The sequence below is a fragment of the Streptomyces sp. NBC_01264 genome, assembly GCF_026340675.1.
Lineage (GTDB): Bacteria > Actinomycetota > Actinomycetes > Streptomycetales > Streptomycetaceae > Streptomyces.
In genome coordinates this window covers 1,286,923-1,310,569 of the sequence record NZ_JAPEOX010000002.1, presented here as the reverse complement: position 1 = coordinate 1,310,569, position 23,647 = coordinate 1,286,923, and the positions used below count along the sequence as shown (strand labels likewise).

The following is a 23,647-nucleotide window of genomic DNA, read 5'->3' as shown; positions in this document are numbered from 1 at the left end:
GCCTGTGCCAGTCCAGAGAGGAGGCGGGATGCGCGGAAACCTGGTTCGGAACCTGTCGTTGTTCGAGGTGCCCAACGACTTGACGTACTTCGTGCACGGTGAGGACCACCTCGTGGTCAACCCGGAGGTGGCCGCCCGGTGCGTCCTCTCCGGACACGAGTTCCGGGTCCTCGAAACACTGGCGGCGGCCCGGGCCCGCGGGGAGCAGCCGGGGCTGGAGCAGGACGATGCGACGGAACGCGTCCTCGCCAAGCTCATCCTGAACTGGATCGTGTACTTCAACGGCAACAAGCCCAAGGTCAGGCTGGGCGAACCGCCCCTGGGCGTCGCGTACTACGCCATCACCGACGGCTGCAACCTGCGCTGTCCCTACTGCTACGCCTCCTCGGAGAAGTGCCTTCCGGGAGAGCTCGACACCGCCGAGTCCCTGGACCTGGTCTCGCAGATCGCCGACTTCGGCGCCGGGACCATCATCTTCACCGGCGGCGAGCCGATGCTCCGCAAGGATCTCTTCCAGGTCGTCGAGCACGCCAAGAACAGCGGCCTCAAGGTCAACATCATCACCAACGCGACGATGATCCGGACCGAGGAGAAGGCCAGGCGGTTCGCCGAGCTCTTCGACGCCGTCACCGTGAGCCTCGACGGAGGTACGGCCGAGACCCACGACCGCACCCGCGGCAAGGGCGCCTTCGCCAAGACCCACCGGGCGATCCAGCTCCTCAATGAGGCCGGGGTGGCGCCGGCCATCAACCACATCGTCACCTCGGACAACATCCACGAGCTGGAGGACTTCGCCTCCTTCCTCGACGGGATCGAGATCCACAGCGTCCGGCTGATGAACCACAACGACCTGGGCCGGGGCGCGGACGACTCCTACGACTTCGGGTGGCAGGACCACCTCGACGTGCAGCAGCTCGTCTGGACCTCGCCGGTCGCCGGCAAGCTCAAGCCGGACGGCCCCAGGCCGGTCACCGCGTGCTCGGTCAAGGGCAACTGCGGGATGGGCGGGCACGAGATCTACGTCAACTCCCTCGGTGACGTCTACCCGTGCAAACTCGTCACGGGCAAAGGGGAGTTCGCTGGAAACATCAGGAAGCAGCGGCTGTCGGAGATCTTCGCCAGTCCGGTGCTCACCTCGATGCGCCGGAGCACCGTGTACGGCGGGGAGTTCCACGCCGACTGCGAGAAGTGCTACATCAAGGCGAACTGCGGCGGTGGCTGCCGGGCCGCGCACATGTCGGAGTCCGGGGACCTGCGGCGCAACAGCCGCCACCTGTGCCGGATCCTGCGGCACGGAGTCACCACGCAGCTGTGGCAGGAGACCGGGGTGACCCGCGCCGAACTCGCTCTGGACGGACCCGAGATGACCGTCCCGCGGCTGGTCGCCACCGGGGAGGTGCACGAGGCCCACGAACAGTGGAAGACCTACGTCCGCCCGCCGGCGCCCGTGCCCGCGATCAAGGTGGGCGAACTGATTCCGATCATGCCGGTGAACAGGAGGCTGGGCGATGTCCCTGCACATCAGTGACGCGGTGATCTGGCAGGAGACCGGGGACGGCATCTCGCTCTACCACAGCGAGTCCGGCGACTTCCGCACCCTGAACGCGACGGCCGCCCAGATCTGGGCGCTCGTGGAGAGCGACGGGGACCGGGAGACGGTCATCAGGAACCTCTCCCTGCTGTTCGCGGGGCACAACCCGGTGATGACGGCCCGCATCCGCGCGGAAGTGGACGCCTTCATCAGCTCCATGGTCGAAGCCGACCTCATCGAGGAGACGGAAGCCGGAACGCGGCCCACACGGAGCGAGCCGGCCGCGCGGTCATGACCCGGGCCGTCGTCCTCGGCGGAGGCTTCGCGGGGGTGCTGGTGGCCAAGGTGCTCTCCCGGCACGTCGACGAGGTCACCGTCGTCGAGGGCGGCCGGTACCCGGCCGGACCGGGTGTCCGGCCGGGGCTGCCGCAGGCGTTCCACAGCCACGTGCTGGTGACCGCCGGCGCCGAGGCGCTGGACACGGTGCTCCCCGGAACGCTGGAGGCGCTCCTGGCCCGGGGCGCGCACCGCCGGGGGCTGCCGGACGGCGCGCTGATCCTGAGCGCGGACGGCTGGTTCCGCCGCCACGAGACCGGGGCCTTCATGGTCTCGTGCAGCCGCTGGCTGCTGGACCACGTCATCCGGCAGCGGGCCCTGGCCGACGGGGCGGTCGCGGTACGGGAGCGCACCCGGGTCCTGGGACTGGCCGGGGACGCGTCCCGCGTCACCGGTGTCCTGGTCGCGCACGAGGACGGCTCCCGCGAGACGCTCGGCGCCGAGCTCGTGGTCGACGCGACGGGCCGGCGTTCGCGGGCCGGGCGATGGCTGACCGCGATCGGCGCACCAGCTGTCGAGGAGGAGGTGGTCGACCCGGGGCTGGCGTACTCCACCCGGATCTACCGGGCACCCCCCGCCCTCGCCGCCGACCTCCCGGCGATCATGGTGCACCCGCGGCCGGAGCGGGGCCGTCCGGGGTACGGAGCCACGCTGTTCCCCATCGAGGACGGCCGGTGGATCTTCACCCTGACCGGCACGCGCGCGGCCAGACCGCCGTCGGACGAGCCGGGGTTCACACAGTGCGCGCGCTCGCTGCGCTCGCCGATCGCGGCGGAGCTGCTGGCGGCGGCCGAACCCCTCGGCGCGGTACGGCCGTTCCGCGCCACCGCGAACCGCCGGAGGTACTTCGAGCGGCTGCCCCTGCCCGAAGGCTTCCTGGTCATCGGCGACGCGCTGACGGCGGTGAACCCCGTCTACTCGCACGGGATGTCCGTCGCGCTGCTCGGCGCGCTGCGACTGGACCGGGAGCTGGGGGAGCGCGGCGCCCGGCCCTCGGTGCTGCCCGCGGTCCAGGCCGCGGTGGCGGAGGCGGCCTCCGAGTCCTGGCGGATGGCGACCGAACAGGACCGGGCGCGGGCCCTCGCGGAGGGCTCCGGCCTGGCGGAAGGCCCCGCGCAGGACTCTACGCAGGGCTCCACGGACGGCCCCGCGCAGGGTCCCGCTCAAGGCTCTACGCAGGGCTCCGCGGACGGCTTCACGCAGGGCCCCGCGGACGGCTCGGTGCAGGGCCCCGCGGCAGCGCCCCTGTCCGCCGCCGGGCAGCGGATGCGGGCCAGGGTGTCCCGCGCGGTGCTCGGCAGCCCGGTGCTGATGACCCGGCTGTTCCGCGCCCAGACGCTGGTCCCCTCCGGTGCGGCTCTCCCGACCCCCTCCGCCGGCCGCCCCGCGGCCCCGCCGCTCGACACCGACGAGGCCGTCGCGCAGTTCCCCGGGCTCCGCGACTGGTGGTTCTCGGAGCGCGGCGTCCAACCACCCACCCCGGGAAGGGAACCGTGACCACGCGAGCCGTACCGCTGATCCCGCACTCCGTCCTGTTCGGCAACCCGACCCACCTCGTCCCCGAGATCTCCCCGGACGGCACCCGTCTCTTCCATCTGGCTCCGGACGACGGCGTGCTGAACGTGTGGACGGCCCCGGTGGACCGGCCCGGGGAGGGGAGGCCCGTCACGCACGACCGGGGCCGCGGCATCCGCACGTACGGGCTGTGCCACGACGACCGCACGCTCTTCTACCTGCGCGACCGGGACGGCGACGAGAGCTGGCGGGTCCACCTCGTCGACCTGGTCACCGGCCGCGAGCGCTGCGCCACGCCCTTCGACGGCGTCCAGGCCCGCGTGCTGGCGCACAACCGGTGGCACCCGACGACCCTGCTGATCGGGCTGAACAAGGACCGGCCGGGGCTGCACGACGTCTACGCCCTGGATCTGCTGACGGACCGGCTCACCAAGGTCGCGGAGAACCCCGGCTACGTCAGCTGGCTCGTGGACACCGATCTGCGGGTGCGCGGCGGCACGGTGATGAAGCCCGACGGCGGCCTGTCCGTGTTCCTCGACCCGCCGCAGGGACCCGGGGCGCCGGGCGGACCGGACGGCGCCCCGCCCTGGCTGGACGTGCCGTACGAGGACGCGATGGGGACGCGCGTCGTCGGTTTCTCCCGCGACGGCGCCACCTGCCACCTGCTCTCCTCGATCGGCGCCAACGCCGGCCGGCTGTTCGCCGTCGACCTCGCGACCGGACGGCGCACGCTGCTCGCCGAGGACCCGGTGTACGACGTCAAACAGGTCGAGTTCGACCCGGTGAGCCGCCTGCCGCAAGCCGTGCTCTTCGCCAAGGACCGCGACGAACGGGTCTTCCTCGACGAGGAGTTCGGCAAGGACATCGGCCGGATCCACGGCGAGCTCGCCCTCCTGTCGGTCGACGGCGAGGTCTACGTGGACCGCACCGACCGGGCCGACCGGCTGTGGACGGTCTCGGTGGTGACCGGAGCCGGTCCCGTCCTCTACTACGTCTACGACCGGCCGGCCGGGACGCTGCGCCACCTCTTCAGCCACCAGCGGGAGCTGGAGGCGTACACGCTGGCCCGGATGGAGCCCTTCGCGTTCTCCGCGCGCGACGGGGTCACCGTCCACGGCTACGTCACCTGGCCGCCCGGCGCCGAACGCACCGGCCTGCCCGCGGTGGTGAACGTGCACGGCGGGCCCTGGGCCCGGCACACCTTCGCCTTCGACGAGGAGGCGCAGCTCCTGGCCAATCGCGGCTACGCCTGCGTCCAGGTCAACTTCCGCGGTTCGACGGGCTACGGCAAGCACTTCCGCAACCTGGGCGCAAAGCAGTGGGGCGCCGCGATGCAGACCGACCTGCTCGACGCGGTCGCGCACCTCGTCGCGGGCGGCGGCATCGACCCCGCCCGGATCGCGATCATGGGCTGCTCGTACGGGGGGTACGCCGCCCTGGTCGGGGCCGCCTTCACCCCGGAGGTGTTCAGGTGCGCGATCGACCTCTGCGGTCCGTCGAACCTGCTGACGCTGCTCGCGGCCGGGGCGCCCTACCGCACCGCACTGCGCTCGTTCATGCACGCCCAGGTGGGGGACCCGGAAACGGAACGCGCCATGCTGTGGGAGCGCTCTCCGCTGTCCCGGGTCGACGAGATCCGCATCCCGCTCCTGATCGTCCAGGGCGCCAACGACGTCCGCGTGCCCCGGGCGGAGGCCGAGCAGATCGTCGCGGCGCTGGAGGCCAAGCACCTCCCGTACGAGTACCTGCTGTTCCCCGACGAGGGCCACGGAATTGCCCGGCCCGCCAACCGGCAGGCCTACTACGCAGCCGTGGAGCGCTTCCTCGCGGAGCACCTGGGCTGAACCGGAGTCAGGTGTTCAGGCCAGGGCCGCCCGCACCAGGTTGGGCAGGTGCAGGCGGGTCTCCGCCTCCTCGTGCGCGGCGCGGACGAACCCTCCGCCCGTCAGCGCGCCCAGTCCGTCGACTACCTGGTTCATCGGCAGGCCCAGCGCCTCGGCGGCCTCGCAGGCGGTAAACGCCTTCGCGAATCCGGCCAGTTCGCCGAGGAGCTTACGGGGCCAGGGGGCCAGCCGCTGGACCCCCGACCGGATCGGGCAGCCGATCGTCCCGGGCGCACCCACGGGCCGGGCGGCCGCCGGGAGATCGAGCAACTCGGCCGCCGGCATGTCCGCGAGCCGGCGCAGGCTCAGTACCCCGCACCCCGCCGCAGCCGCTTCCAGCGCGGCTGGCAGACCGTCCAGGGTCCGGCACAGCCGCACCGCCGCCGTCGCGTCCGCCCGGCCGAGCACGAACCCCGGCCGGACCTCCGAGAGCCGGTCCACGAGCAGCCGCACTGACGGTACGGCGCCGAGGACGTCCAGGGACCCTGGCCCCTCCGCCTCCGGTCCGGGGACGTCCAGCGGCGCGAGCACCGTCGCCTGGACCCCGGCCACGTTCCACGGCGCCCGCGACGTACTGACCACCCGGATGCCCGGGCAGTACGCCAGCAGCTCCTCCACCCCGACCGGGTCCCGCGCGTCCGCGACCCCGTCGAGCACGAGCAGCAGCTCGTGCCGGCCGATCAGCCGGCAGACCGCGGACACGTCCTGCGCACCCGATTCGACGAGCAGGCGCAAGGAGCGCAGCAAGGGGCCGAAGGCCGTGCCGTGACCGCCCGGGGCCGTCCCCGGACCGATCCACAGGACCGGCCAGCCGCGCCGGGAGCTCAGCCGGGCCGCCGTCTCCACCGCCACCCGCGACTTCCCCACGCCGGCGAGCCCCGAGAGCGAGATCATCCGGCGGTGGTCCGACTCCAGGGCGCCCACCATCGCCCGGACCTCGACGTCCCGTCCGAGGAGGGCGTTGACGGACCGGGGCACCGCCGGGCAGGGCTCGGCCCCGACCGGAGCCGGCCCCCCGCCGCGCAGCCCCGCGGTGACGAACAGCTCCCGCGCCAGGCCGTCCAGGCCCAGGGCGTCGGCGAGCAGCCGGACGGTCTGCATCCGCGCGTTCACCCGCCCCGACTCCAGGGCGCGGATCGTCCGCGGGCTGATCGTCGACAGGTCGGCGAGCGTCCGCTGGGTGAGCCCGGCCTGGACGCGCTTGAAGCGCAGTAGTTCGGGAAACGACGGAGCCTCGGCCTCGGCACTGTGGACCATAGGCCAGGAGGGTAGGAGGGGCCCGTTCCGTGCGCGTCTCCGGTGCGTCGCCGGTACGTCTGCGTTCCGTCTCCTTCGGCCGTCAGACCACCTTCGAACCGGGGTGCGCGCCGCGGTCCAGCAGGTCCAGCGAGAGGCTCAGCAGGGAGACGGCCAACGGGTCGGACGCGTCCATGACCGCGTGCTCGGACAGCCGGGCCACCAGCTCTCCCAGGCGCGGCCCCCCGCTCGCGGCCTGCTCGCTGCGCCGCAGCAGCGCGAGGCTCAGGGCGGCCTGCGTGGCGAGCAGACCCAGCAGCTCGATGTCGTCGAGCTCCCGGCCGGGAGCGTGCTCGGCGTGGGCGTGGCGGTCCAGTACCTCGATCACGCCGATGCACTCCCCGTCCGCGATGAGCGGGGCGGCCATGATGCTCGCGGGAACGTACCCGGTGGAGGCCGCGGCGTCGCGGGCGAACCGGTCCGTCGCGCCCACGTCGTCCGTGATCAGCGGCTGCCCGCTGGCCGCCACCCAGCCGGCGATGCCGGTGCCTGGCTCGAAGCGCCGGCCGACCAGGCCCTGTTCGCCCTCGCCCGCCACCGCCGCGAAGATCAGCTCGCCGGTGTCGGGGCTCACCATGAAGACCGAGGACGCGGCCGCCCCGTAGATGTACCGGGCCACCGTGACGACAGACTGCAGGAGCCGGCGTTCGGTGGCCATCAGATCGTGCGGCCAGGGTTTCATTCTTCTCTGCCTCCTTCTCCTCGGACCGATACGTTCGCCGCGCAGTGGTACAGGACGCTCTTGAGCTGGAACGGCGTGAGCCACGGATGCTTGCTCAGGACGAGGGCCGCGATCCCGGCCATGTGCGGCGCCGCGAAGCTGTTCCCGGTGTTGCGGACCGTGCCGCCACCCAGGCTCGCCACCGGTACGCGCACCCCCCGGGCACGGAACTCGACCGGGGGAGCGGCGTTGTAGTAGAAGCGCATGCCGTCCGGCTCGGCGTGGCTGGCGACCGAGATCACCGAGGCGAAGTTCCAGGGAAAGCTCTCGATGGGCAGGTTGTGCGCCGCCGCCACCACCGCGGTCCGCCGGAAGTAGGCGCGGTCGCACAACTCGGCCAGCCGGTCGCGGAATTCGACCCGGGTCGTCGACAGGCTCATGCTGATGACATCGAACCCCTCCTCGATCGCGAAGGCCAGCCCGGCGATCAGCGCGGAGGCGCTGCCCGCCCTTCCGTCGCCGAGCACCTTGAGCGAACTGAGCGAAGCCCCGGGCGCGAGGGAGCGGATGATCCCCGCGCAGGCGGTGCCGTGCCCGGCACCGTCCTGCGGCTCGCACTCCTCCACCCGCGGAGCCCGGCCCTCGGCGGTCACCACCTGCCAGGCCCGCTCGACCGTGCCGACGAGCGGATGCCCGGCCTGGACACCGCTGTCGAGCACGCAGACCCGTACGCCCTCTCCGGTCGCGCCCTCCCACGCCCAGCGCGGGCCGATCCCCGCGAACAGGGCCGTCGGCAGGGCGTCGCCGGGGTCCCCGCCGGCCGGCATGCTCCACGCGGGCATCCCCGACGCGTGCGGCCGCCGCTCGCGCCGCCAGGGCGCACCGCTCACATCCATGCCCGTACCGCCTCCAGCGGTTTCACCGCGCCGACGGCCGCGTAGCTCTCGGCGGCCCGCCCGGCCATGGCCAGGGCCTCGGTCCCCTCGCCCAGGAGGCGGTGGGCCCGGGCCAGGTCGAAGCAGACCTCGCCCCGCAGGCACGGGTCGTCGAGGTCCCGGAGCAGGCGCAGCACCTCGGCGCGCACCGGCTCGGCGCGGCCCTGCGCCGCGGCGCCCAGTACGGCGGCGGACAGGCACAGGATCCGGCCCCGGACGTCCATCTCCTCACGCCGCGCGAGCAGTTCCGCGATCCTGCGGGCCGCCTCGTCCGCCCGGCCCCGGCGGGCGCACTCGCGGGCCGCCTGCACCCGCATGGTCAGCGCCACCGGTACGTAGCCGGCCTCTTCGAGAGCGTCCGCCGCGCGGCGGTAGCGCCGCTCGGCCTCCGCGTGCTCGCCGTCCAGCGAGGCGGCCAGCGCGGCCACCTGATCGACCAGGACCCGCCCCATGGTCAGCCGGAGCTGTACGACGACGGACTCGGCCTCGGTCAGCGCCGAACGCGCACCGCTCCGGTCCCCGGTCAGTGCCAGGCAGCGTGCGCGGGCGGCCAGCGCGGGCAGGGCCAGGAAGCGGTCGGCGGCGAACCGCTCCAGGAGCTCCGCGCACCCGGCGAGCTTCTGCGCGATGGGACTCGGCGACCACTGCCGGATCTCGCACAGGGCCACCAGCAGCCGGTCCTCCTCGTACGCGTCGGCGGAGTCCCGGGCGTGGGCGAGCGCGGCGCAGGCCGCCTCCTCGGCCGCCCCGAACCGGCCGTGGTCCAGGTGGATCAGCATCCGCAGTTGCTCGAACCGGCACGGCGCCGACCGGTCGGGCTCCGCGCCGCCGAGCGCGGCCCGCAGCCCCTCCAGGTCCGCGGCCGTGACCTTGCCGAGCCGGGCGGCCAGCAGGAGCCGCTGCACTCGCACCAGGGCCGGGGCGGTGCCGGTCCCGGGCCCGCCTCCGGGCCCGGTGTCGCGCCACCCACCCTCCACCACCTCCAGCGCCCCCCGGGTGTCCCCGGACAGCATGAGGGCGTCGCTCAGCCGGACGGCCGCGACCGACCGGCACCGGTCGGGTCCGCCCCGCGCCAGTACGAGGGCCCGTCCGAGCAGCCCGATCGCCGTCGGCACGTCGCGCTGCCGCAGCGCCACGGTGCCTTCGCCCAGCAGGGCCCCGGCCGCCTGCCGCGCCAGCTCGGGCAGCTCCGCGTCGTCCGGGCGCAGCCCGCCGAGGAGCCGGGTGGCGGCTTCGAGGTGGAAGCCCGGACTGAACCCGTGCTCGGCCAGCCGCCGGTGCCAGGAGACGCGCTGCTCCTTCTCCAGCCTGCCGTACGCCACTTCGTGCACCGGCTGCTGGACGAAGCGGTAGCCCCCCGCCTCCTCCGTGGCCCGGAACAGCCGCCGCCCGGCGAGCTCCGCGACCGCCGCCTCGGGAGCCGGCTCGCCCAGCAGCGCGAGCTGCTCCAGGGTGAACGAGGGCCCGATCACCGAAGCCGCGCCCAGCAGCCGCCGGCCCGGCGCGGGCAGCCGGTCGATCATCGCCCCCACCATGGCCGTGATGCTCGGCGGCACCTCGTCGACGGTCCGGCCGTTCCTCAGCCAGTCCATCATCAGCCGGATGTACAGCGGGTTGCCCGCGCTGTACAGGGCGACCCGGTCCACGTGTTCGGCCAGGTCGAGCCCGTGCAGTTCCACCTCGTCACCGCTCCCGGACCCGGCCAGTGAGACCGCGAGGCGCGCGCTGTCGGCCGGGACCAGCGCCCCGACCTCGATCAGGTCGGCCTCCTGCGACCAGGGCCCTTCCCGTTCCGCGAGCTCCGGCCGGGATACGCAGACCATCAGGAGCGGGAGGTCCCGCAGCCCGTCCATCAGCTCGCCGATGAGCCGCAGGAGCGACTGCCCGGCCCAGGCGAGGTTGTCCCACACCACGACCAGCGGGCTGCCGGCCGCGGTGGTGAGCAGCTCGCGGGTCGCCCAGGACACCTCCTCCACGCCCGGGCCCGGGACCGCACCGGCCCGCCGGGGCAGCGAGGCCTCGCGCAGGGCCGCGAGCACTGCGGCGATCCGCTCGTCCGCCCGCAGCAGCTCCGCGCAGGACGGCGCCCGCCGGATCAGCGCGTCCAGCATCTCGACGAGCGCCCCGTGGTTCCCGGCGGTTCCGTACGACTGGCAACTGCCGAACACGGCGACGGGCCTCGCCCCGGCCGCCACGAGATCGTCCACGGCCTCCCGGACCAGGCGGGTCTTGCCGATCCCGGGCGGCCCGAGCACGGTCACCAGTTCGGCGCGCCGCTCCCGGGCCACCCGGTGGTAGATCCGGCGCAGCCGGTGGCGTTCGGCGCTGCGGTCCACCATGAGGGAGTTCTCGCCCGCCCCGTCCGCGGCCGCCTCACCGGTGACCACCAGGACCGGGACCGGTTCGGACTTGCCCTTCAGCGTCACCGGCGGCACCGGGACCATCGTGTAGTGCGGGCGGGCCAGGTGTGCCACGGTCTCGTTCACGATGATCTCCCCGGCGACGGCCAGGGACTGGAGGCGCGCGGCGAGGTTGACCACGTCGCCGACGACCCGGATGCCGGCCCGGGCCGAACGCGTCACCAGCGCCTCGCCGGCCGCGATTCCGCAGTGGACCTCGACCGCGGCCGCGTCGGTGGCGGGCGTGCGCAGATCGCGGACCTCGGCGCGGATCCGGGTGGCCGCGCGCAGCGCCCGCGGGGCGTCGTCCTCCTGGGAGGTGTCCGCACCGAAGACCGCCATGACGGCGTCACCGATGAACTTCTCGACGACCCCGCCCTGTTCCTCCACCGCGACCGAGCAGATCTCGTAGTACTCGTCGAGCAGCCCCTGCAGCGACTCCGGGTCCACGCGCTCGGCGAGCCGGGTCCACCCGACCAGATCGAGGAAGAGGACGACCACCAGTCTCCGGCTCATCCGGGCTCAGAGCAGCTTCAGGTCGTGCGCCCACACCTCGGCGTCAGCACCGGAATCCGCCTCGACCAGCCGCAGTTGCACCGATACGACGACCGAGGTCTCCTCCTCGGTCAGGCCCGCCAGCACCTCGCGCTGCGCGGTGCTCAACTGGTCGACCGGAAGCCCGGCCTCGCGCAGAGCGGTCAGAGGGTCGAACACGTCATCCACCCCTTTCACGGGGCCGCACGGCGGCGGCCAGACATCGATCGGCAGGAGCCGGTGGACGTAGCAGTAGGCCACCAGCTCCGCCCTGTTCCTGCAGTTGAACCGGTCGAGCAGGACACTGATCTCCTCGCCCACCGTGTGCCTGCTCAGGCGCAGCGCACGGGCCACGCGGTCGGTCGTATGACCCCGCGCCACCAGGGCCACGAGCACCAGGCCCCGGCTGGAGATCTCGGCACCCCGTAACGCCGTCACCGGCGCGAGCTCCTCACGACGCACTCCTCACGGCGCACTCCTCACGACGTACTCCTCACGACGTACTGCGTACGAACAGCTCGCGGATCATCACGGCGGCCATGAACGAGACGCCGTGCCAGCGCGCCTTGCGTTCGAACCAGAGCCAGTCCCCGTCCGGGTTGGCCTCCAGGAACACCACGTCCCCGGTGTCGGACACGAGCAGGTCGAACGCCCCGTAGCGCAGGTTCCAGGCGGCGCACAGGGTGCGCACCGCCTCGGCCGCGGGGACGGGACAGTCGACGCGCGTCACGGTGACGCTGTCGGGATCCGTCATCGGGCTCGACGGATCGGGCTTGCGGACCTCGAAGGCGCAGATCCCGCCGTCGAGTTGAAAGACGCGCAGTTCACGCTGGTGCGGCACGTACTCCTGGACCACGACCGGGCGCCCTCCCGCGCCGCCCGGGGCCGATCCGGTACCCCGTTCCACCGCCTCCCGGCCCGCGACCGAGGGCAGGCAGTCCTTCCAGCCCCGCCGGTCCGGCTCGAACAGCCGGAAGTCCGGAGTCTTGACCACGAGGGTGGGCGCCCCCACCCGGCGCGCCCCCGCCGGCACGTCATTGGTGACGACCGTACGGGGCGTCCGCACGCCCAGGGCGCGCGCCTGAGCCAACTGGCCCGGCCCGACGACCGTTCCGCCGGGCAGTGCGCTGCTCGCCGTGGCCGCCACCTGGCGCAGGAACCCGGACCAGGACTCCGCCCGCAGCGGAGTCATCGAACCGGCGGGCCTCGCCTGCGCCATCAGCGCGCAGGCCGAACCGTGCCGCACCCACACCACGGCCGGCCTGACCCGGCGCCCGGAGACCTCCAGCAGGCCGGTGTCCACGTCCAGAGCCATGGGCGTCGACATGAGTTCGTCCTGCCGGATCAGAATGGCGGGAGTTTCCAGAGGGCCTGTCAAAGCATCCCGTACGACCTCCAATTCACGGCCGCCCGCGCAATTCACGAGAACCACGACGGGTCGGCCGTCACGGTCTTGCGTCTGTCCTGAACGGCTCATCTGCGCATGCTAGCCAACGGCCGCGCACGGAAGGCGGCAGAACGGAGGCAGTTCCGAGGCAGCTTGGGAAGCGGCCGCTTCCGTGCCGCGCCACGGGCGTAACGTCCAGCCCCAGCAAGCCTGTTCGGCCGAGCCGGAGAAACATCAAGAGAAACACCGATCACATTCTGGAGGGCGGACCGTGGCGAATGGTGTGGTGAACGCCGAGGAACTGACCAAGCGTTATCGCGGGAAAGAGACGCCGGCAGTCGACCGTATTTCATTCGACATAGCCAAAGGCGAGACCATCGGGCTGCTGGGACCCAACGGTGCCGGAAAGACCACCCTGATGAAGATGATCTGCGGCGTCACCCCTCCCACCACCGGGCGGATCCGGGTGTTCGGCGTGGACCCGGCCCGCGACCCGGTCGCCGCGAAGACCGGCATCGGCGCGATGCACCAGTCCGCCCCCTACGACGAGATGCTCTCGGCGCTGGACAACCTGCTGATCGCCACCCGGTTCAAGGGCCTGTCCTGGCGCACCACCCGCCCCTGGGCGATGGAGGTGGCCGAGTACCTCGGCCTGGCGGACCACCTGTCCCGGCTCGTCTTCCAGCTGTCCGGCGGACAGCGCCAGCGGCTCCAGCTCGTACGGGCCCTGCTGACCATCCCCGAACTGCTCATCCTCGACGAACCCTCGGCCGGACTGGACGTGGCCGGGCGGCACCAGATCGAGCGCTTCGTCCGGTGGCTCCGCGAGGAGTACGGCATGACCGTGATCTGGACCAGCCACATCATCCAGGAGCTGGAGCGCAACGCCCAGCGGGTCCTGGTCATCAACCAGGGCAAGGTGGTCCGCTTCGCCCAACCGAGCGAACTGGTCCGCGAGTTCGGTGGAGCACACCTGCTCGTCAGTGTCGACGACGCGGTCGGCGCCAAGGTCGTCAAGGAGTGGGCGGCCACGGCCGGACTGACCGCCACGGCCCAGGATGCCGAGGTGCGCATCGACCACGCGCAGGTCCGGGACGTACTGCCGCAACTGTCCCGCCACTGCCACGACTCCGGAGTCGCGATCACCGGAATCTCCACCGTCACCGACTCGCTGGAGCAGGTCTTCCTGCGCATGACCGGGAACGAGGGCTGACGCCGTGGCCGATCTGGGAATCAAGACCACCGCGCCGGTCGCGTCGGGCAAACCGGCGGACTTCACCGCCGTGTTCTACCGGGAGTACGCGCTCCTCGCCCGCAACCGGGTCAACCTCATCCTCGGTCTGACCCCCATGCTCGTGTACCTGCTCCTGGTCAACACCTCACTGGGCAACGTCGTCGGAAACATCACCTACCGCGGCGAGACCCTCCCCTTCTCCGTCTTCCTCCTCCCCATGGTGCTGGCCATGTCGGTGGTCAGCGCCTCCGGGACGACGGGCATGGCGATGTTCCAGGAGGAGATGAGCGGGGTGTCGACCCAGCTCTGGAGCTGGCCGCTGCGCCGCTCGCGCTTCCTGGCGGGCAAACTCCTGGCCGGGGTCTCGCTCGTGCTGGCCCAGAGCCTGCTGGCCCTGGCCGTCGCCGCGGTCATCTTCGACTACCCGTTCCACGCGTCCCACTGGATCTGGCTGCTGCTGGCGCTGGTGCTCTCGTCGGTGGCGTTCAACGGGCTGTACCTCGCGGCGGCCGTCCTCATCAGCGACTACCGCACCTTCATGGTGCTCACCAGCGTGTCGGTGCCCGTCCTGGTCTTCGCCGCGCCGTCGCTGTCCACCTCGCAGCAGCTTCCCACCGTGCTCCGCTGGATCTCCACGGTGAACCCGGTGTCGTACGCCGTCACCGGCATGCGTGACGCCGCGATCTTCGGGCTGGGCAAGGCCTGGCCCTCCCTGGTGGTGCTCGCCGTCGTCGCGATCGTCGCCAACTTCGTCGCCGGCCGGGCGCTGTTGCGCCGCACCCGGAACCTCTGACCCGCAGGAGCTCCCCACCGTGCAGACCGACGACACCGTGCAGACCGACGACACAGTGAAGACCGACGACGCCGCGCAGAGCGCTGACGCCACGCAGGGCACCGGCGCCGTGCGGCCCGGCGATGCGCCCCTGGCCTGGCTCGCGACACCGGCGGACCGCTCCGTGCACCGCCTCCCGGGCACGGACCGCGCCCAACCACCCAAGACCACCTGGGAGATGGTGACCCGCGCAGCGGCCAAGGTGGGTGTCACCCGGGTCGCCGACATCACCCGGCTCGACTCCATCGGCATCCCGACCTTCCAGGCGATCCGGCCGCTGTCCAGGACGCTCGCCGTCTCCCAGGGCAAGGGGATGACACCCGAACTGGCCCGGCTCTCGGCCGTGATGGAGTCGGTCGAGACCTGGCACGTCGAACAGCCGGCCCTGCCCGCACTGACCGCCTCGCCCCGCGAGCTACGTACCGAACTGGTCTACGACGTGGCCGCGTTGGCGCCCTCCGCGCCGAACCTGCTCCACGACGGGCTGCCGTTGGACTGGGTGGCGGCCAGATCCCTGGTCGACGGAGCGCGCACCCTCGTTCCCGTGAACGTCGTCCGGCTGACGCTGGAGGAGCACACCGACTGGAACCCGCCGGTGTTCTTCGAATCGACGAACGGCCTGGCCGGCGGGAACACCCGGATCGAAGCCGCTCTGCACGCGCTCTGCGAGGTCATCGAGCGCGACGCGATGACGGCCGCCGTCACCGGGGGAGGGGAGATGGGCGTACGCGTCGACCCGCGCTCCCTCGGGTCACCGGTGGCGGACGAGCTGTGCACGCTGATCGAACGGGCCGACGTCACCCTGGAGGTGCGCCTCGTCCCCTCGCCCACCGGCCTGCCGTGCTTCCTCTCCTGGGTGGCCGACGAGGAGTACCCGGCGCCGATGTTCGGCTTCGGCTGCCACCTCAGCCCGGAGATCGCCCTCACCCGAGCCGTCTCGGAGGCGGCCCAGGCCAGGCTCGCGTACATCTCGGGGGCCCGGGACGACCTCCGGGAGGACTTCGGACACGTGGACGCCGACCGGCTGCGCAGCGCACGGTCGGCCCCGGCGGCCGCCGACCTCAGGGGCCTCGTGGAGGACCCCGTACCGCACGACAGTCTGGCCGGCGCCCTCGCCCACGTGGTGCGCCGGGCGGCCGCCGCCTTCTCCCATCCGCCCCTCCTCGTCGACCTGACGCGCGAGGAGATCGGGGTCCCGGTCGTCAAGGTCGTGGCTCCGGGGAGCCGCGTATGCCCGGAGGTGCTGTAGTGAACGGGGCCAGCAGCGTGAGCGGGGCCAGGGTGGTCGTCTACGCGGGGCCGACGCTCTCGGCCGCCGACGTCCGCGCGGTGCTCCCGGAGGCGGACGTACGGCCGCCCGCGGGCCGGGGCGACCTCCTCGCGGAGCAGTGGCACCCCGGAGACGTGGTCGTGGTCCTCGACGGCTACTTCCGGGAACGGCGCTCCGTCGGCCACAAGGAGATCCTCCAGGTGCTCACCGAGGGCGCGGAGGTGATCGGCGCCGCGAGCATGGGCGCGCTGCGGGCCGCGGAACTCGCCCCGTGCGGGATGCGGGGCCTCGGCACCGTCTTCTCGATGTACGCCTCGGGCGAGATCGACGGGGACGACGAGGTGGGGGTGCTGCACGGCCCGGCCGAGATGGGGTACCCGGCCCTGACCGCGGCCCTGGTGAACCTCCGCTACGGCTGCAAGGAGGGTGTCGAGAGCGACCTGATCCCGCCCGGCGCCGGGCGGCGGATCCTGGCGGCGGCCGCGGCGCTGCCCTTCACCCACCGGGGCTGGAAGGACATCGAAGGGGCGCTCGACGAGGAGGACCACGACTCCCTGTGGACGCTGGAGGAGATGATCGCCTCGGGCGTCTGGGACCTCAAGCGGCTCGACGCCCTGGCGGCGCTGCGCGCGCTCGCGGGCCGGGGCGCCGTGACCCCCGGTCCGGTCGCGCCCGAGGTGCCCTTCACCGGCATCAGCCGGACCCAGTCCCTGGTCCGCCGGACCCGCAGGGAGCACGCTCCCGGCCGGTGGATGTCGGACCTCGACGTACTGGACGCCGCCCGGCTGTTCGACGAGGGCTACCCGGCGCTGCACGAGGAGGTGCTGACCGGGCTGCTGGAGGAGCTCGCCGGATCGAGGGGCATGACCCTCGCGACGTACGCACGGGCCAAGATCGGGCTCGACGGCCGGTCGCCGCTGCCGGACTCCCTCGCGCGCTGGTTCACGGAGCGGGAACGGGAAGAACTCCCCGCCGCCGAGCTGATCCGGCTCCTGATGGTGCGGGTGTGGCCGGTGTGGCAGTCGGTGGACTGGCGGCCGGCGGTCCTGGCACGCCTGCGGGACTCCGAGCGCTGGGAGGAGTGGTGCGCTCTGGTGGCCGCGGCCGACGGGGCCTCGGAGGAGACCCGTCCCAGGCTCGTGGTCCCGCCGCCGCAGATGTGCGCGAAGCTCTTCCTGCGCCACTGGCAGGGGCGCGGCACCTCACCGGACGTGGAGATGGCCCGCCGCGGGTTCACCGGCACCGACGTGCTGGGCGCGGCCGTCCCGAGGTTCTTCGCCCTGGACGCCCTGCGGGGCCGTGAACGCCGGGGCGCCGCGGCCCGCTGACCGCGGCCGGGCGGTGCAGCCAGGTGCTGCGGGAGTACTTCGTCCCGGAGCCCCGTGGGTACCCGCCCGCAGGGCCTGGCCGCCCGGAGCGCACACCGCTCCGGGCGGCGGGAGGCCGCGTCACCCCCGGGCCGCGGTGAGTTCCGGCTCCACGGGCTCCGGCAGGTGCCGGGCCAGGGCCCAGGCCACCAGCGGGAGCGCGGCCAGCGGGAGCAGGGCCGTGCGCAGGGAGGCCGCGTCGGCCGCCGCGCCGATCAGGGGGCTCGCGAGGCCGCCCACGCTGACGGTCAGGCCCAGGGTCACCCCGCTCGCCGTGCCCATGCGGTTCGGCAAGTAGTCCTGGCCCAGGGTGACCTGGAGGGAGAACGGCACGTACAGGGCGGTGGCGGCCAGCGCGGAGCAGACGTACACCAGCGGCAGCGGCAGGAAGAGGATGCCGGCGACGGCCGGCACCACGGCCGCGTAGGCACGGTGCACGGTGGTGACGCGGCCCCAGCGGGCGGCCAGCCGTCCGCCGAGGAGGGTGCCGCCGGCGCTCCCGGCGAAGAGGGCGAACAGGGCGACGGCGCCCGCGGTCCCGCCGCCGCCGCGCTCGCGGACGTACAGCGCGATGAAAGTGCTCAGGCCGGTGAAGACGACCGAGCGCACCACGACCACCAGGGACAGCCGCAGGAACGCCCGCCAGTCGTCGCGGGGGAGCCGGGCCGGGGCCGGGGCCGGATCCGGGACCGCGGCCGCCCGGTGCGCCGCCGAACGCTTCGCGGACGGCGGCCGGTTGAGGAACACGCCCAGCGCCGCCGGAGCGGCCAGCAGCCACCACCCCGCCGGGCCCGGGAGCGCGAGCGCGCCGACGACCAGCAGCGGGGCGCACGCGAAGCCGATGTTGCCGCCGAGCGCGAACCAGCTCATCGCACGGTGCCCGGGTCCGCCCACGGTACGGACCAGCCGGGCTGCCGCCGGATGGTAGGCGGCGACGCCCAGCCCGGACAGGGCGACGGCGGCGAGGGTGGCGGCGTATCCGGCGTCGAGTCCGACCAGCGCCACGCCCAGCCCCGCGGCGGCGGTGGCCAGCGGGATCAGCCAGGGCATGGGCCACCGGTCGGTGAGCGCTCCGAACAGCGGCTGGACCACGGAGGAGAGCAGCGAGGCGGCCAGTACGACGCCGGACGCGGCGGCGTATCCGTACGAGCGCTCGGAGACGAGGAACGGCACGAGCGCGGCGACGGCGCCCTGGTAGACGTCCACACAGGAGTGGCCCGCGGAGAAGGCGGCCGTACGGAGCCTTGCCGGTCCGGGCGCCGCGCCCGCGGTGGGCGCGGGGGCCGGGGGAGCAGTCGGGTTCGGAGTCGGGGCCGGGGTGGGTCTCAAGGAGGTCACCGGTCGAGAATCGCTCTCGCCAGGGGCGGCCCGCTTCCGATAAATTGCCGGGTGATGCAGAAAATCCGCCACACTCCGCGCGCAGCGACGAGCATCCGCGAGCTCGATACCCACCTCGGCATCGATCCGCACCGCCACGACGACCACCAGATCTGCTACGCGGGCTCCGGGGTGCTGTCCGTCACCACCGACGCCGGTACCTGGGTGGCCCCGACCACCCGCGCCCTGTGGATCCCCGCCGGGACCGTGCACGAGCACCGGGCCTTCGGCCGCGTCGACCTGCACTGCGTGGGGCTGCCCACCCACCTCAACCCGCTCTCCCTCTCCGCGCCCGCCGTGCTCGCCGTCGGCCCCCTGCTGCGCGAGCTGATCCTGGCCTACACCCGGGCCCCGCAGGACGCCGGCGCCGAGCGGCGGCGGATGCTCGCGGTGCTGCTCGACCAGCTGAAGGCCTCGCCGCTGCAGCCGCTGCACCTGCCCGCTCCCTCCGATCCCCGGCTGGCCGCGGTGTGCGCGCTGTTGTACGCCGACCCGGCCGATCCGCGCGGCCTGGCGGAGCTCTCCGCGCGGGCCGGGGCCGGGGCGGGGGAGCGGACCCTGAGCCGGCTCCTCCGCGCCGAGCTGGGCATGACCTTCCCCCAGTGGCGGACCCAGCTGCGCCTGCACCACGCGCTGCGGCTGCTGGCGGTCGACACCCCCGTCACGGCGGTCGCACACCGCTGCGGCTGGTCCTCGGCGAGCGCGTTCATCGACGTCTTCCGCCGGGCCTTCGGCCACACCCCGGGGGCGCACGCCAAGGCGGGCTGACCGGTTCGTCTGGGTTCGTCTGGCCGTCCGCGTCGCACCGGGTCAGCATGGAGGGTGGGAACCGGTTCGGGGCCGGGCGATCGGGAGGACCCCATGGCGTACACCGCGCACACCCCGACGACCGAGGTACTGATCGTGGGCGCGGGCCCGGTCGGCCTGAGCGCGGCCATCGAACTGCGCCGGCACGGCGTGAGCTGCCGACTCGTCGACCGGCTGCCCGCCCGGCTCCCGTACGCGAAGGCGGTCGGCATCCAGCCGCGCACGCTGGAGATCTGGGACCGGATGGGCCTGGCCCGCACCGTCATGGGGGCCGCCGCCTGCCTGCGCGGTCAGCTGATCTACGTCAACGGCACCGAGCAGGCCCGGATCGAGCTCGCGCTGCCCCCCCGAAGTCCCGTACCGCTTCGCCGCGTTGCCGCAGTACGAGACCGAGCGGATCCTCGAGGAGCACCTCGCGGGGCTGGGCACCGTCATCGAACGCGGCACCGAGCTGCTGTCGTTCACCCAGGACGGGGACGGTCCCGCGGGCGGCGTCACCAGCATCCTGCGGTCCGCATCGGGCGACGACGAGGAGCTGCGCACCCGCTACCTCATCGGCTGCGACGGAGCGCACAGCACGGTGCGCAAGGGGCTGGGACTCTCCTACGAGGGCGGGGCCTTCGCCGAGGAGTACATGCTGGCCGACGTCGTGAGCGACTGGGACCTGCCCGAGGGGTACGGCCTGCGGTCCATGCACCAGGGCGCGGACGGGACCACCGACGACCTGCTGGTGTGCGTCCCGCTGCCGGGCCGGGGCCGGTACCGCATGTCGATGCTGGTGCCGCCCGAACTCTCCGCGCAGCCGGCCGGCGGGCCGGCGGGCGGATCGGCGGGCGGCCCCGGAGCCGGCGACGGCGTCCTGCACGGGCTGGAGGGGGGCCGGGTCCCCGCGCTCTCCCACATCCAGGCCGTCGTCGACCGCCTGGCCCCGGCCCCGGCCACGGTGTCCGGCATGCGCTGGTCCTCCGTGTTCCGCATCAGTCACCGCATCGTCGACCGTTACGGCGACGGGCGGGTCTTCGTCGCGGGCGACGCCGCCCACATCCACCCGCCCACCGGTGCCCAGGGCATGAACACCGGGATCCAGGACGCCTGCAACCTGGCCTGGAAGCTCGCGCTCGTCCTGCGGGAGTCCGCCGGGCCCGCCCTGCTCACCAGCTACGACGCCGAGCGCCGCCCCGTCGGCGAGGAGGTCGTGGGCCGGACCGTGCGGCACGCGAAGCAGGGCATGGACAAGGAACGGGACGCTCTGCGGACCATGCTGTTCCGTGAGGCCCAACTGCTCGTCGGCTACCGCGACGGACCGCTCGCCGGCAGTCCGTCCGGCCCGGCCGAAGCCCCGCAGCCGGGTGAACGGGCTCCGGACTGCGGCGGGTTGACGCTCCCCGTCGCCGCCTACCCGTCGCGGCTGCTCGACGTCCTGCGTGGCCGCGTCGGCCACGTGGTGCTCCTGTACGGGGACGACGGCGCGGCCCTGACCGAGGCCGCCGAGCAGGCCCGGGCCGCGGGGTCGCCGCTGGCGGAGAGCGGTGCGGACGCCGGCGCCCCCAGCCTGCACACAGTGGCGGTCCTCGCCCGCGATTCCGCCCCCGACGCGGCAGCGGACCTCCCCGGCCCCGTCCCCGGATACCGGGACGCCGCAGGCGAGTTCGCCCGCCTGTACGGAACGGACGGCCCGACCGGATTCCTCGTACGCCCGGACGGCTACCTGGGCGCCCGCTTCCCACTGCCCGACACGGCGCCGGCCCTGACCGACTACCTGGCCTCCCTGTCCGCGCCGGGGACAACCCACCCAGAGACGGCCTAGACCGCAGCTCCCCCCTCGCGAGGCCGTCGAGGCCACCGACCCACCGCCGGGCTTCCCCGGCGAAGTCGACGCGTCCGACGTCGTGGTGACCGGCGACGACGCGCAGGGCCGGCGGCTTGTCCGCCCAGGAGGTCTGGCGCCGGTCGGCATCACGGAGGAACGCCTCGCTGCTGTCCGGCCCGGCCGATGCGGGACGAGGCGGGCCTGCCGTTTGTCACACAACGGTCATCAGCAGATGAGAACCGGCCGTCTGCGGGCAGCCGTCCTCACTGCTGTACCAGCCCTTTCCAGAGAAGAGCCGTCCCCCATGATGCGTGTTCGCCCCCAGGCAACCCCGGCCGCTTCCGCCCCGGGCCGCGGTCGCCCCGCGGTCCCGCTGTTCGCCGCCGTCGCCGGGTTGTTGCTCCTCACGGCCTGCGGATCCGGCGGGGACACGGGCCGGGCGGACGACGCGAAGGTGTCCGCCGACGTGGCGGGTGTGCACGCGGCGGCGTCGCAGGCGGCCGTTCCGCCGAAGGTGACCACCGGAGCCGTGCTGGACTTCGACCTGATTCCGGGTGCGGGGAAGACGGTGGGCACCGGTCAGCCGGTGTCCCTGCAGTTCGAGAAGCCGGTCAAGGACAAGGCCGCGGTGGAGAAGGCGCTGACGGTCACCGCGTCGAACCCGACCGAGGGTTCCTGGGGCTGGGTCACCACGCCCTCGGGCCACGACCGCCTGGACTGGCGCCCCAGGGAGCCCTGGAAGCCCGGTACGGACGTCACGGTCAAGGGCACGCTCACCACGGTCGACCCCGGCGGCGCGCACTTCGACCGGGACCTGGACCGCACGTTCAAGATCGGCCGAGACCAGCAGCTGACCGCCGACCTCGACACCCACCGGCTCATCGTCGAACGTGACGGCAAGGTGGTGAAGACCATCCCCATCTCCGGCGGACAGCCCGTCAAGGGCCGCCAGTCCCGACTGGGCACTTACGCCCTCAAGACCCGGGAACCCAAGGTGCACATGACCTCCGCGTCCGTGGGCGGACCGGTGGACTACGACGTGATCGTCAACTGGGGGATGCGGGTGACCGACACCGGCGCCTACATCCACGAAGGCGTTCCCGAGGCGCAGAAGTACGTCGGCAACACCAACCACAGCGCCGGCTGCATCGGCATGACCCCGGCCGACTCGAAGTGGCTCTTCGACAACACCATCCTCGGCGACCTGCTCACGATCAAGGGGAAGGAAGCCATCAAGAACGTCGACGGCCCCGGCAACGGATACGCGGACTGGAGCATCACCTACGCCGACTGGAAGAAGCTGAGCAAGGCCGCCTGACCCCCCCGCCCCGGCCTCGGTGATCTTGTCGGCCAGGTGGGCGTCGCGGTGCGGGTTCTGTGTGCCGTCCATACTGGGCGGTGTGAACACCGCAGCCGAAGCCGCCGATACCGTCCTGTGTGCCGTCGAAGGGCGTGCCGGGGTGATCACCCTCAACCGCCCCAGGGCCCTCAACGCCCTCACGCACCCCATGGTGCTCCGCATCACCGAGGCGCTGACCGGCTGGGAGCGGGATCCGGGTGTGGAACAGGTGCTCATCCGTGGCGCGGGCGAGCGGGGTTTGTGCGCCGGCGGTGACATCCGGGCCATCCATGACGACGCCAGGGCCGGGACGCGGTCCTCCGCCGACTTCTGGCGCGACGAATACCGGCTCAACGCGTACATCGCCCGCTACCCCAAGCCCTACGTCGCCCTCATGGACGGCATCGTCATGGGCGGCGGAGTCGGCGTGTCCGCCCACGGCAGCGTCCGCGTGGTCACCGAACGCTCCCGCGTGGCCATGCCCGAGACAGGCATCGGCTTCGTCCCGGACGTCGGCGGCACCCACCTGCTGGCCCGGGCCCCCGGCCTGCTCGGTACCCATCTCGCCCTCACCGGCTCCGCGGTGGACGCCGCCGACGCGCTGCTGTGCGGGCTCGCCGACCACTTCGTACCCGCCGACCGGCTGCCGGCCCTGACCGCCGGGCTCGCCGCGGCCCCGGCCCGGGAGGTGCTGGAGCGGTACGCCGCCGAGCCCGGGCCGGGGGCGCTGGCCGGGGCTCGGGACTGGATCGACCACGGCTACGCCGCCGCCACCGTCGAGGAGATCGTGGACCGGCTGCTCGGCTACGGGGAGCCGGCGGCGAAGGAGGCCGCCGAGACCATCCTCGGCAAGTCCCCGACCGCGCTGAAGGTGACCCTGGAGTCCGTGCGCCGGGCCGCCGCGCTCGGCGCGCTGGAGCCGATGCTGGAGCAGGAGTTCCGGGTCTCCTGCAATGCGCTGACCTCGCCCGACCTGGTCGAGGGGATCAGGGCGCAGGTGGTCGACAAGGACCGCAGCCCGCGCTGGTCCCCGGCCACCCTCGGTGAGGTCACCGAACAGGACGTGGCCCGCTTCTTCGCCCCGCTCGCCGGAGACGGCCCCGGGATCGCCGCGGAGTGAACCCGTCCGCGGGG

The 23,647-nt window shown here is 73.2% G+C and carries 18 protein-coding genes and 1 pseudogene; 12 read left to right on the top strand and 7 right to left on the bottom strand.

Going from position 1 to position 23,647, the window contains the following annotated elements; all coding sequences use genetic code 11:
• Nucleotides 1–28: 28 nt before the first annotated feature.
• The 4 genes from stsB to OG435_RS38880 are packed head-to-tail and all read left to right on the top strand — an operon-like array spanning nt 29 to nt 5,226.
• A complete protein-coding gene (gene stsB, locus OG435_RS38895; protein WP_266884494.1) occupies nt 29–1,528 on the top strand; it encodes a StsB family radical SAM/SPASM domain sactipeptide maturase in 1,500 nt (499 codons plus the stop codon).
• Nucleotides 1,509–1,826 (top strand): PqqD family protein, encoded by a 318-nt coding sequence (locus OG435_RS38890; protein ID WP_266884493.1) that lies wholly within the window; start codon nt 1,509–1,511, stop codon nt 1,824–1,826. Before stsB ends, OG435_RS38890 begins: the two co-directional genes overlap by 20 nt.
• On the top strand, nt 1,823–3,364 hold the full coding sequence (locus OG435_RS38885; RefSeq protein ID WP_266884492.1) for an NAD(P)/FAD-dependent oxidoreductase: 1,542 nt from the start codon (nt 1,823–1,825) through the stop codon (nt 3,362–3,364). The genes OG435_RS38890 and OG435_RS38885 overlap by 4 nt, the downstream gene beginning before the upstream one ends.
• Complete coding sequence (locus tag OG435_RS38880; protein WP_266884491.1) at nt 3,361–5,226, top strand: S9 family peptidase; 1,866 nt, start codon at nt 3,361–3,363, stop codon at nt 5,224–5,226. Before OG435_RS38885 ends, OG435_RS38880 begins: the two co-directional genes overlap by 4 nt.
• 15 nt (nt 5,227–5,241) lie before the next feature.
• Here OG435_RS38880 and OG435_RS38875 read toward each other — a convergent pair whose 3' ends face one another.
• The 6 genes from OG435_RS38875 to OG435_RS38850 form a co-directional block, all read right to left on the bottom strand.
• Nucleotides 5,242–6,522 carry a helix-turn-helix domain-containing protein gene (locus OG435_RS38875; protein ID WP_266884490.1) on the bottom strand — a complete coding sequence of 427 codons (1,281 nt, stop codon included), beginning with the start codon at nt 6,520–6,522 and terminating at the stop codon, nt 5,242–5,244.
• Nucleotides 6,523–6,604: 82 nt separating this feature from the next.
• Nucleotides 6,605–7,243, bottom strand: a complete 639-nt coding sequence (locus OG435_RS38870; RefSeq protein ID WP_266884489.1) for a GAF domain-containing protein — start codon at nt 7,241–7,243, stop codon at nt 6,605–6,607.
• Entirely contained in the window at nt 7,240–8,118 is an 879-nt protein-coding gene (locus tag OG435_RS38865) for a S8 family serine peptidase (RefSeq protein ID WP_266884488.1), read from the bottom strand. Before OG435_RS38865 ends, OG435_RS38870 begins: the two co-directional genes overlap by 4 nt.
• On the bottom strand, nt 8,109–11,072 hold the full coding sequence (locus OG435_RS38860) for an AAA family ATPase (protein WP_266884487.1): 2,964 nt from the start codon (nt 11,070–11,072) through the stop codon (nt 8,109–8,111). Before OG435_RS38860 ends, OG435_RS38865 begins: the two co-directional genes overlap by 10 nt.
• A 6-nt stretch (nt 11,073–11,078) precedes the next feature.
• Nucleotides 11,079–11,528, bottom strand: a complete 450-nt coding sequence (locus tag OG435_RS38855) for a helix-turn-helix transcriptional regulator (protein WP_266884486.1) — start codon at nt 11,526–11,528, stop codon at nt 11,079–11,081.
• A 55-nt stretch (nt 11,529–11,583) separates the two neighbouring features.
• Nucleotides 11,584–12,417, bottom strand: a complete 834-nt coding sequence (locus tag OG435_RS38850) for a hypothetical protein (protein WP_266884484.1) — start codon at nt 12,415–12,417, stop codon at nt 11,584–11,586.
• Nucleotides 12,418–12,748: 331 nt separating this feature from the next.
• On the opposite strand from OG435_RS38850, the gene OG435_RS38845 reads away from it, so the two are divergent.
• From OG435_RS38845 to OG435_RS38830, 4 genes are read left to right on the top strand one after another with little or no spacing between them, the layout of a single operon-like run.
• Nucleotides 12,749–13,690, top strand: coding sequence for an ABC transporter ATP-binding protein (locus OG435_RS38845; RefSeq protein ID WP_266884482.1), 942 nt, complete (start codon nt 12,749–12,751; stop codon nt 13,688–13,690).
• A gap of 4 nt (nt 13,691–13,694) precedes the next feature.
• Entirely contained in the window at nt 13,695–14,504 is an 810-nt protein-coding gene (locus OG435_RS38840) for an ABC transporter permease (protein WP_266884480.1), read from the top strand.
• Between the two features lie 19 nt (nt 14,505–14,523).
• Nucleotides 14,524–15,792 (top strand): YcaO-like family protein, encoded by a 1,269-nt coding sequence (locus OG435_RS38835; RefSeq protein ID WP_266884478.1) that lies wholly within the window; start codon nt 14,524–14,526, stop codon nt 15,790–15,792.
• On the top strand, nt 15,792–17,141 hold the full coding sequence (locus OG435_RS38830; RefSeq protein WP_266884476.1) for a TfuA-like protein: 1,350 nt from the start codon (nt 15,792–15,794) through the stop codon (nt 17,139–17,141). Before OG435_RS38835 ends, OG435_RS38830 begins: the two co-directional genes overlap by 1 nt.
• Before the next feature lie 120 nt (nt 17,142–17,261).
• Here the strand turns inward: OG435_RS38830 and OG435_RS38825 are convergent, their stop codons facing one another.
• Entirely contained in the window at nt 17,262–18,518 is a 1,257-nt protein-coding gene (locus OG435_RS38825; RefSeq protein ID WP_430625817.1) for an MFS transporter, read from the bottom strand.
• A gap of 54 nt (nt 18,519–18,572) precedes the next feature.
• Between OG435_RS38825 and OG435_RS38820 the strand changes: the two genes are divergently transcribed.
• The 4 genes and pseudogenes from OG435_RS38820 to OG435_RS38805 all read left to right on the top strand — a co-directional run bounded on the left by OG435_RS38820 (nt 18,573) and on the right by OG435_RS38805 (nt 23,633).
• The gene (locus OG435_RS38820) at nt 18,573–19,325 is read left to right on the top strand and encodes an AraC family transcriptional regulator (protein WP_266884474.1); all 753 of its coding nucleotides are present in this window, start codon (nt 18,573–18,575) and stop codon (nt 19,323–19,325) included.
• A 93-nt stretch (nt 19,326–19,418) separates the two neighbouring features.
• A pseudogene (locus OG435_RS38815) lies at nt 19,419–21,171 on the top strand (FAD-dependent monooxygenase).
• A gap of 307 nt (nt 21,172–21,478) precedes the next feature.
• On the top strand, nt 21,479–22,492 hold the full coding sequence (locus OG435_RS38810; RefSeq protein WP_266884472.1) for a L,D-transpeptidase: 1,014 nt from the start codon (nt 21,479–21,481) through the stop codon (nt 22,490–22,492).
• 82 nt (nt 22,493–22,574) lie between these two features.
• Nucleotides 22,575–23,633 (top strand): enoyl-CoA hydratase/isomerase family protein, encoded by a 1,059-nt coding sequence (locus tag OG435_RS38805; protein ID WP_266884470.1) that lies wholly within the window; start codon nt 22,575–22,577, stop codon nt 23,631–23,633.
• The last annotated feature ends 14 nt before the right edge of the window (nt 23,634–23,647 follow it).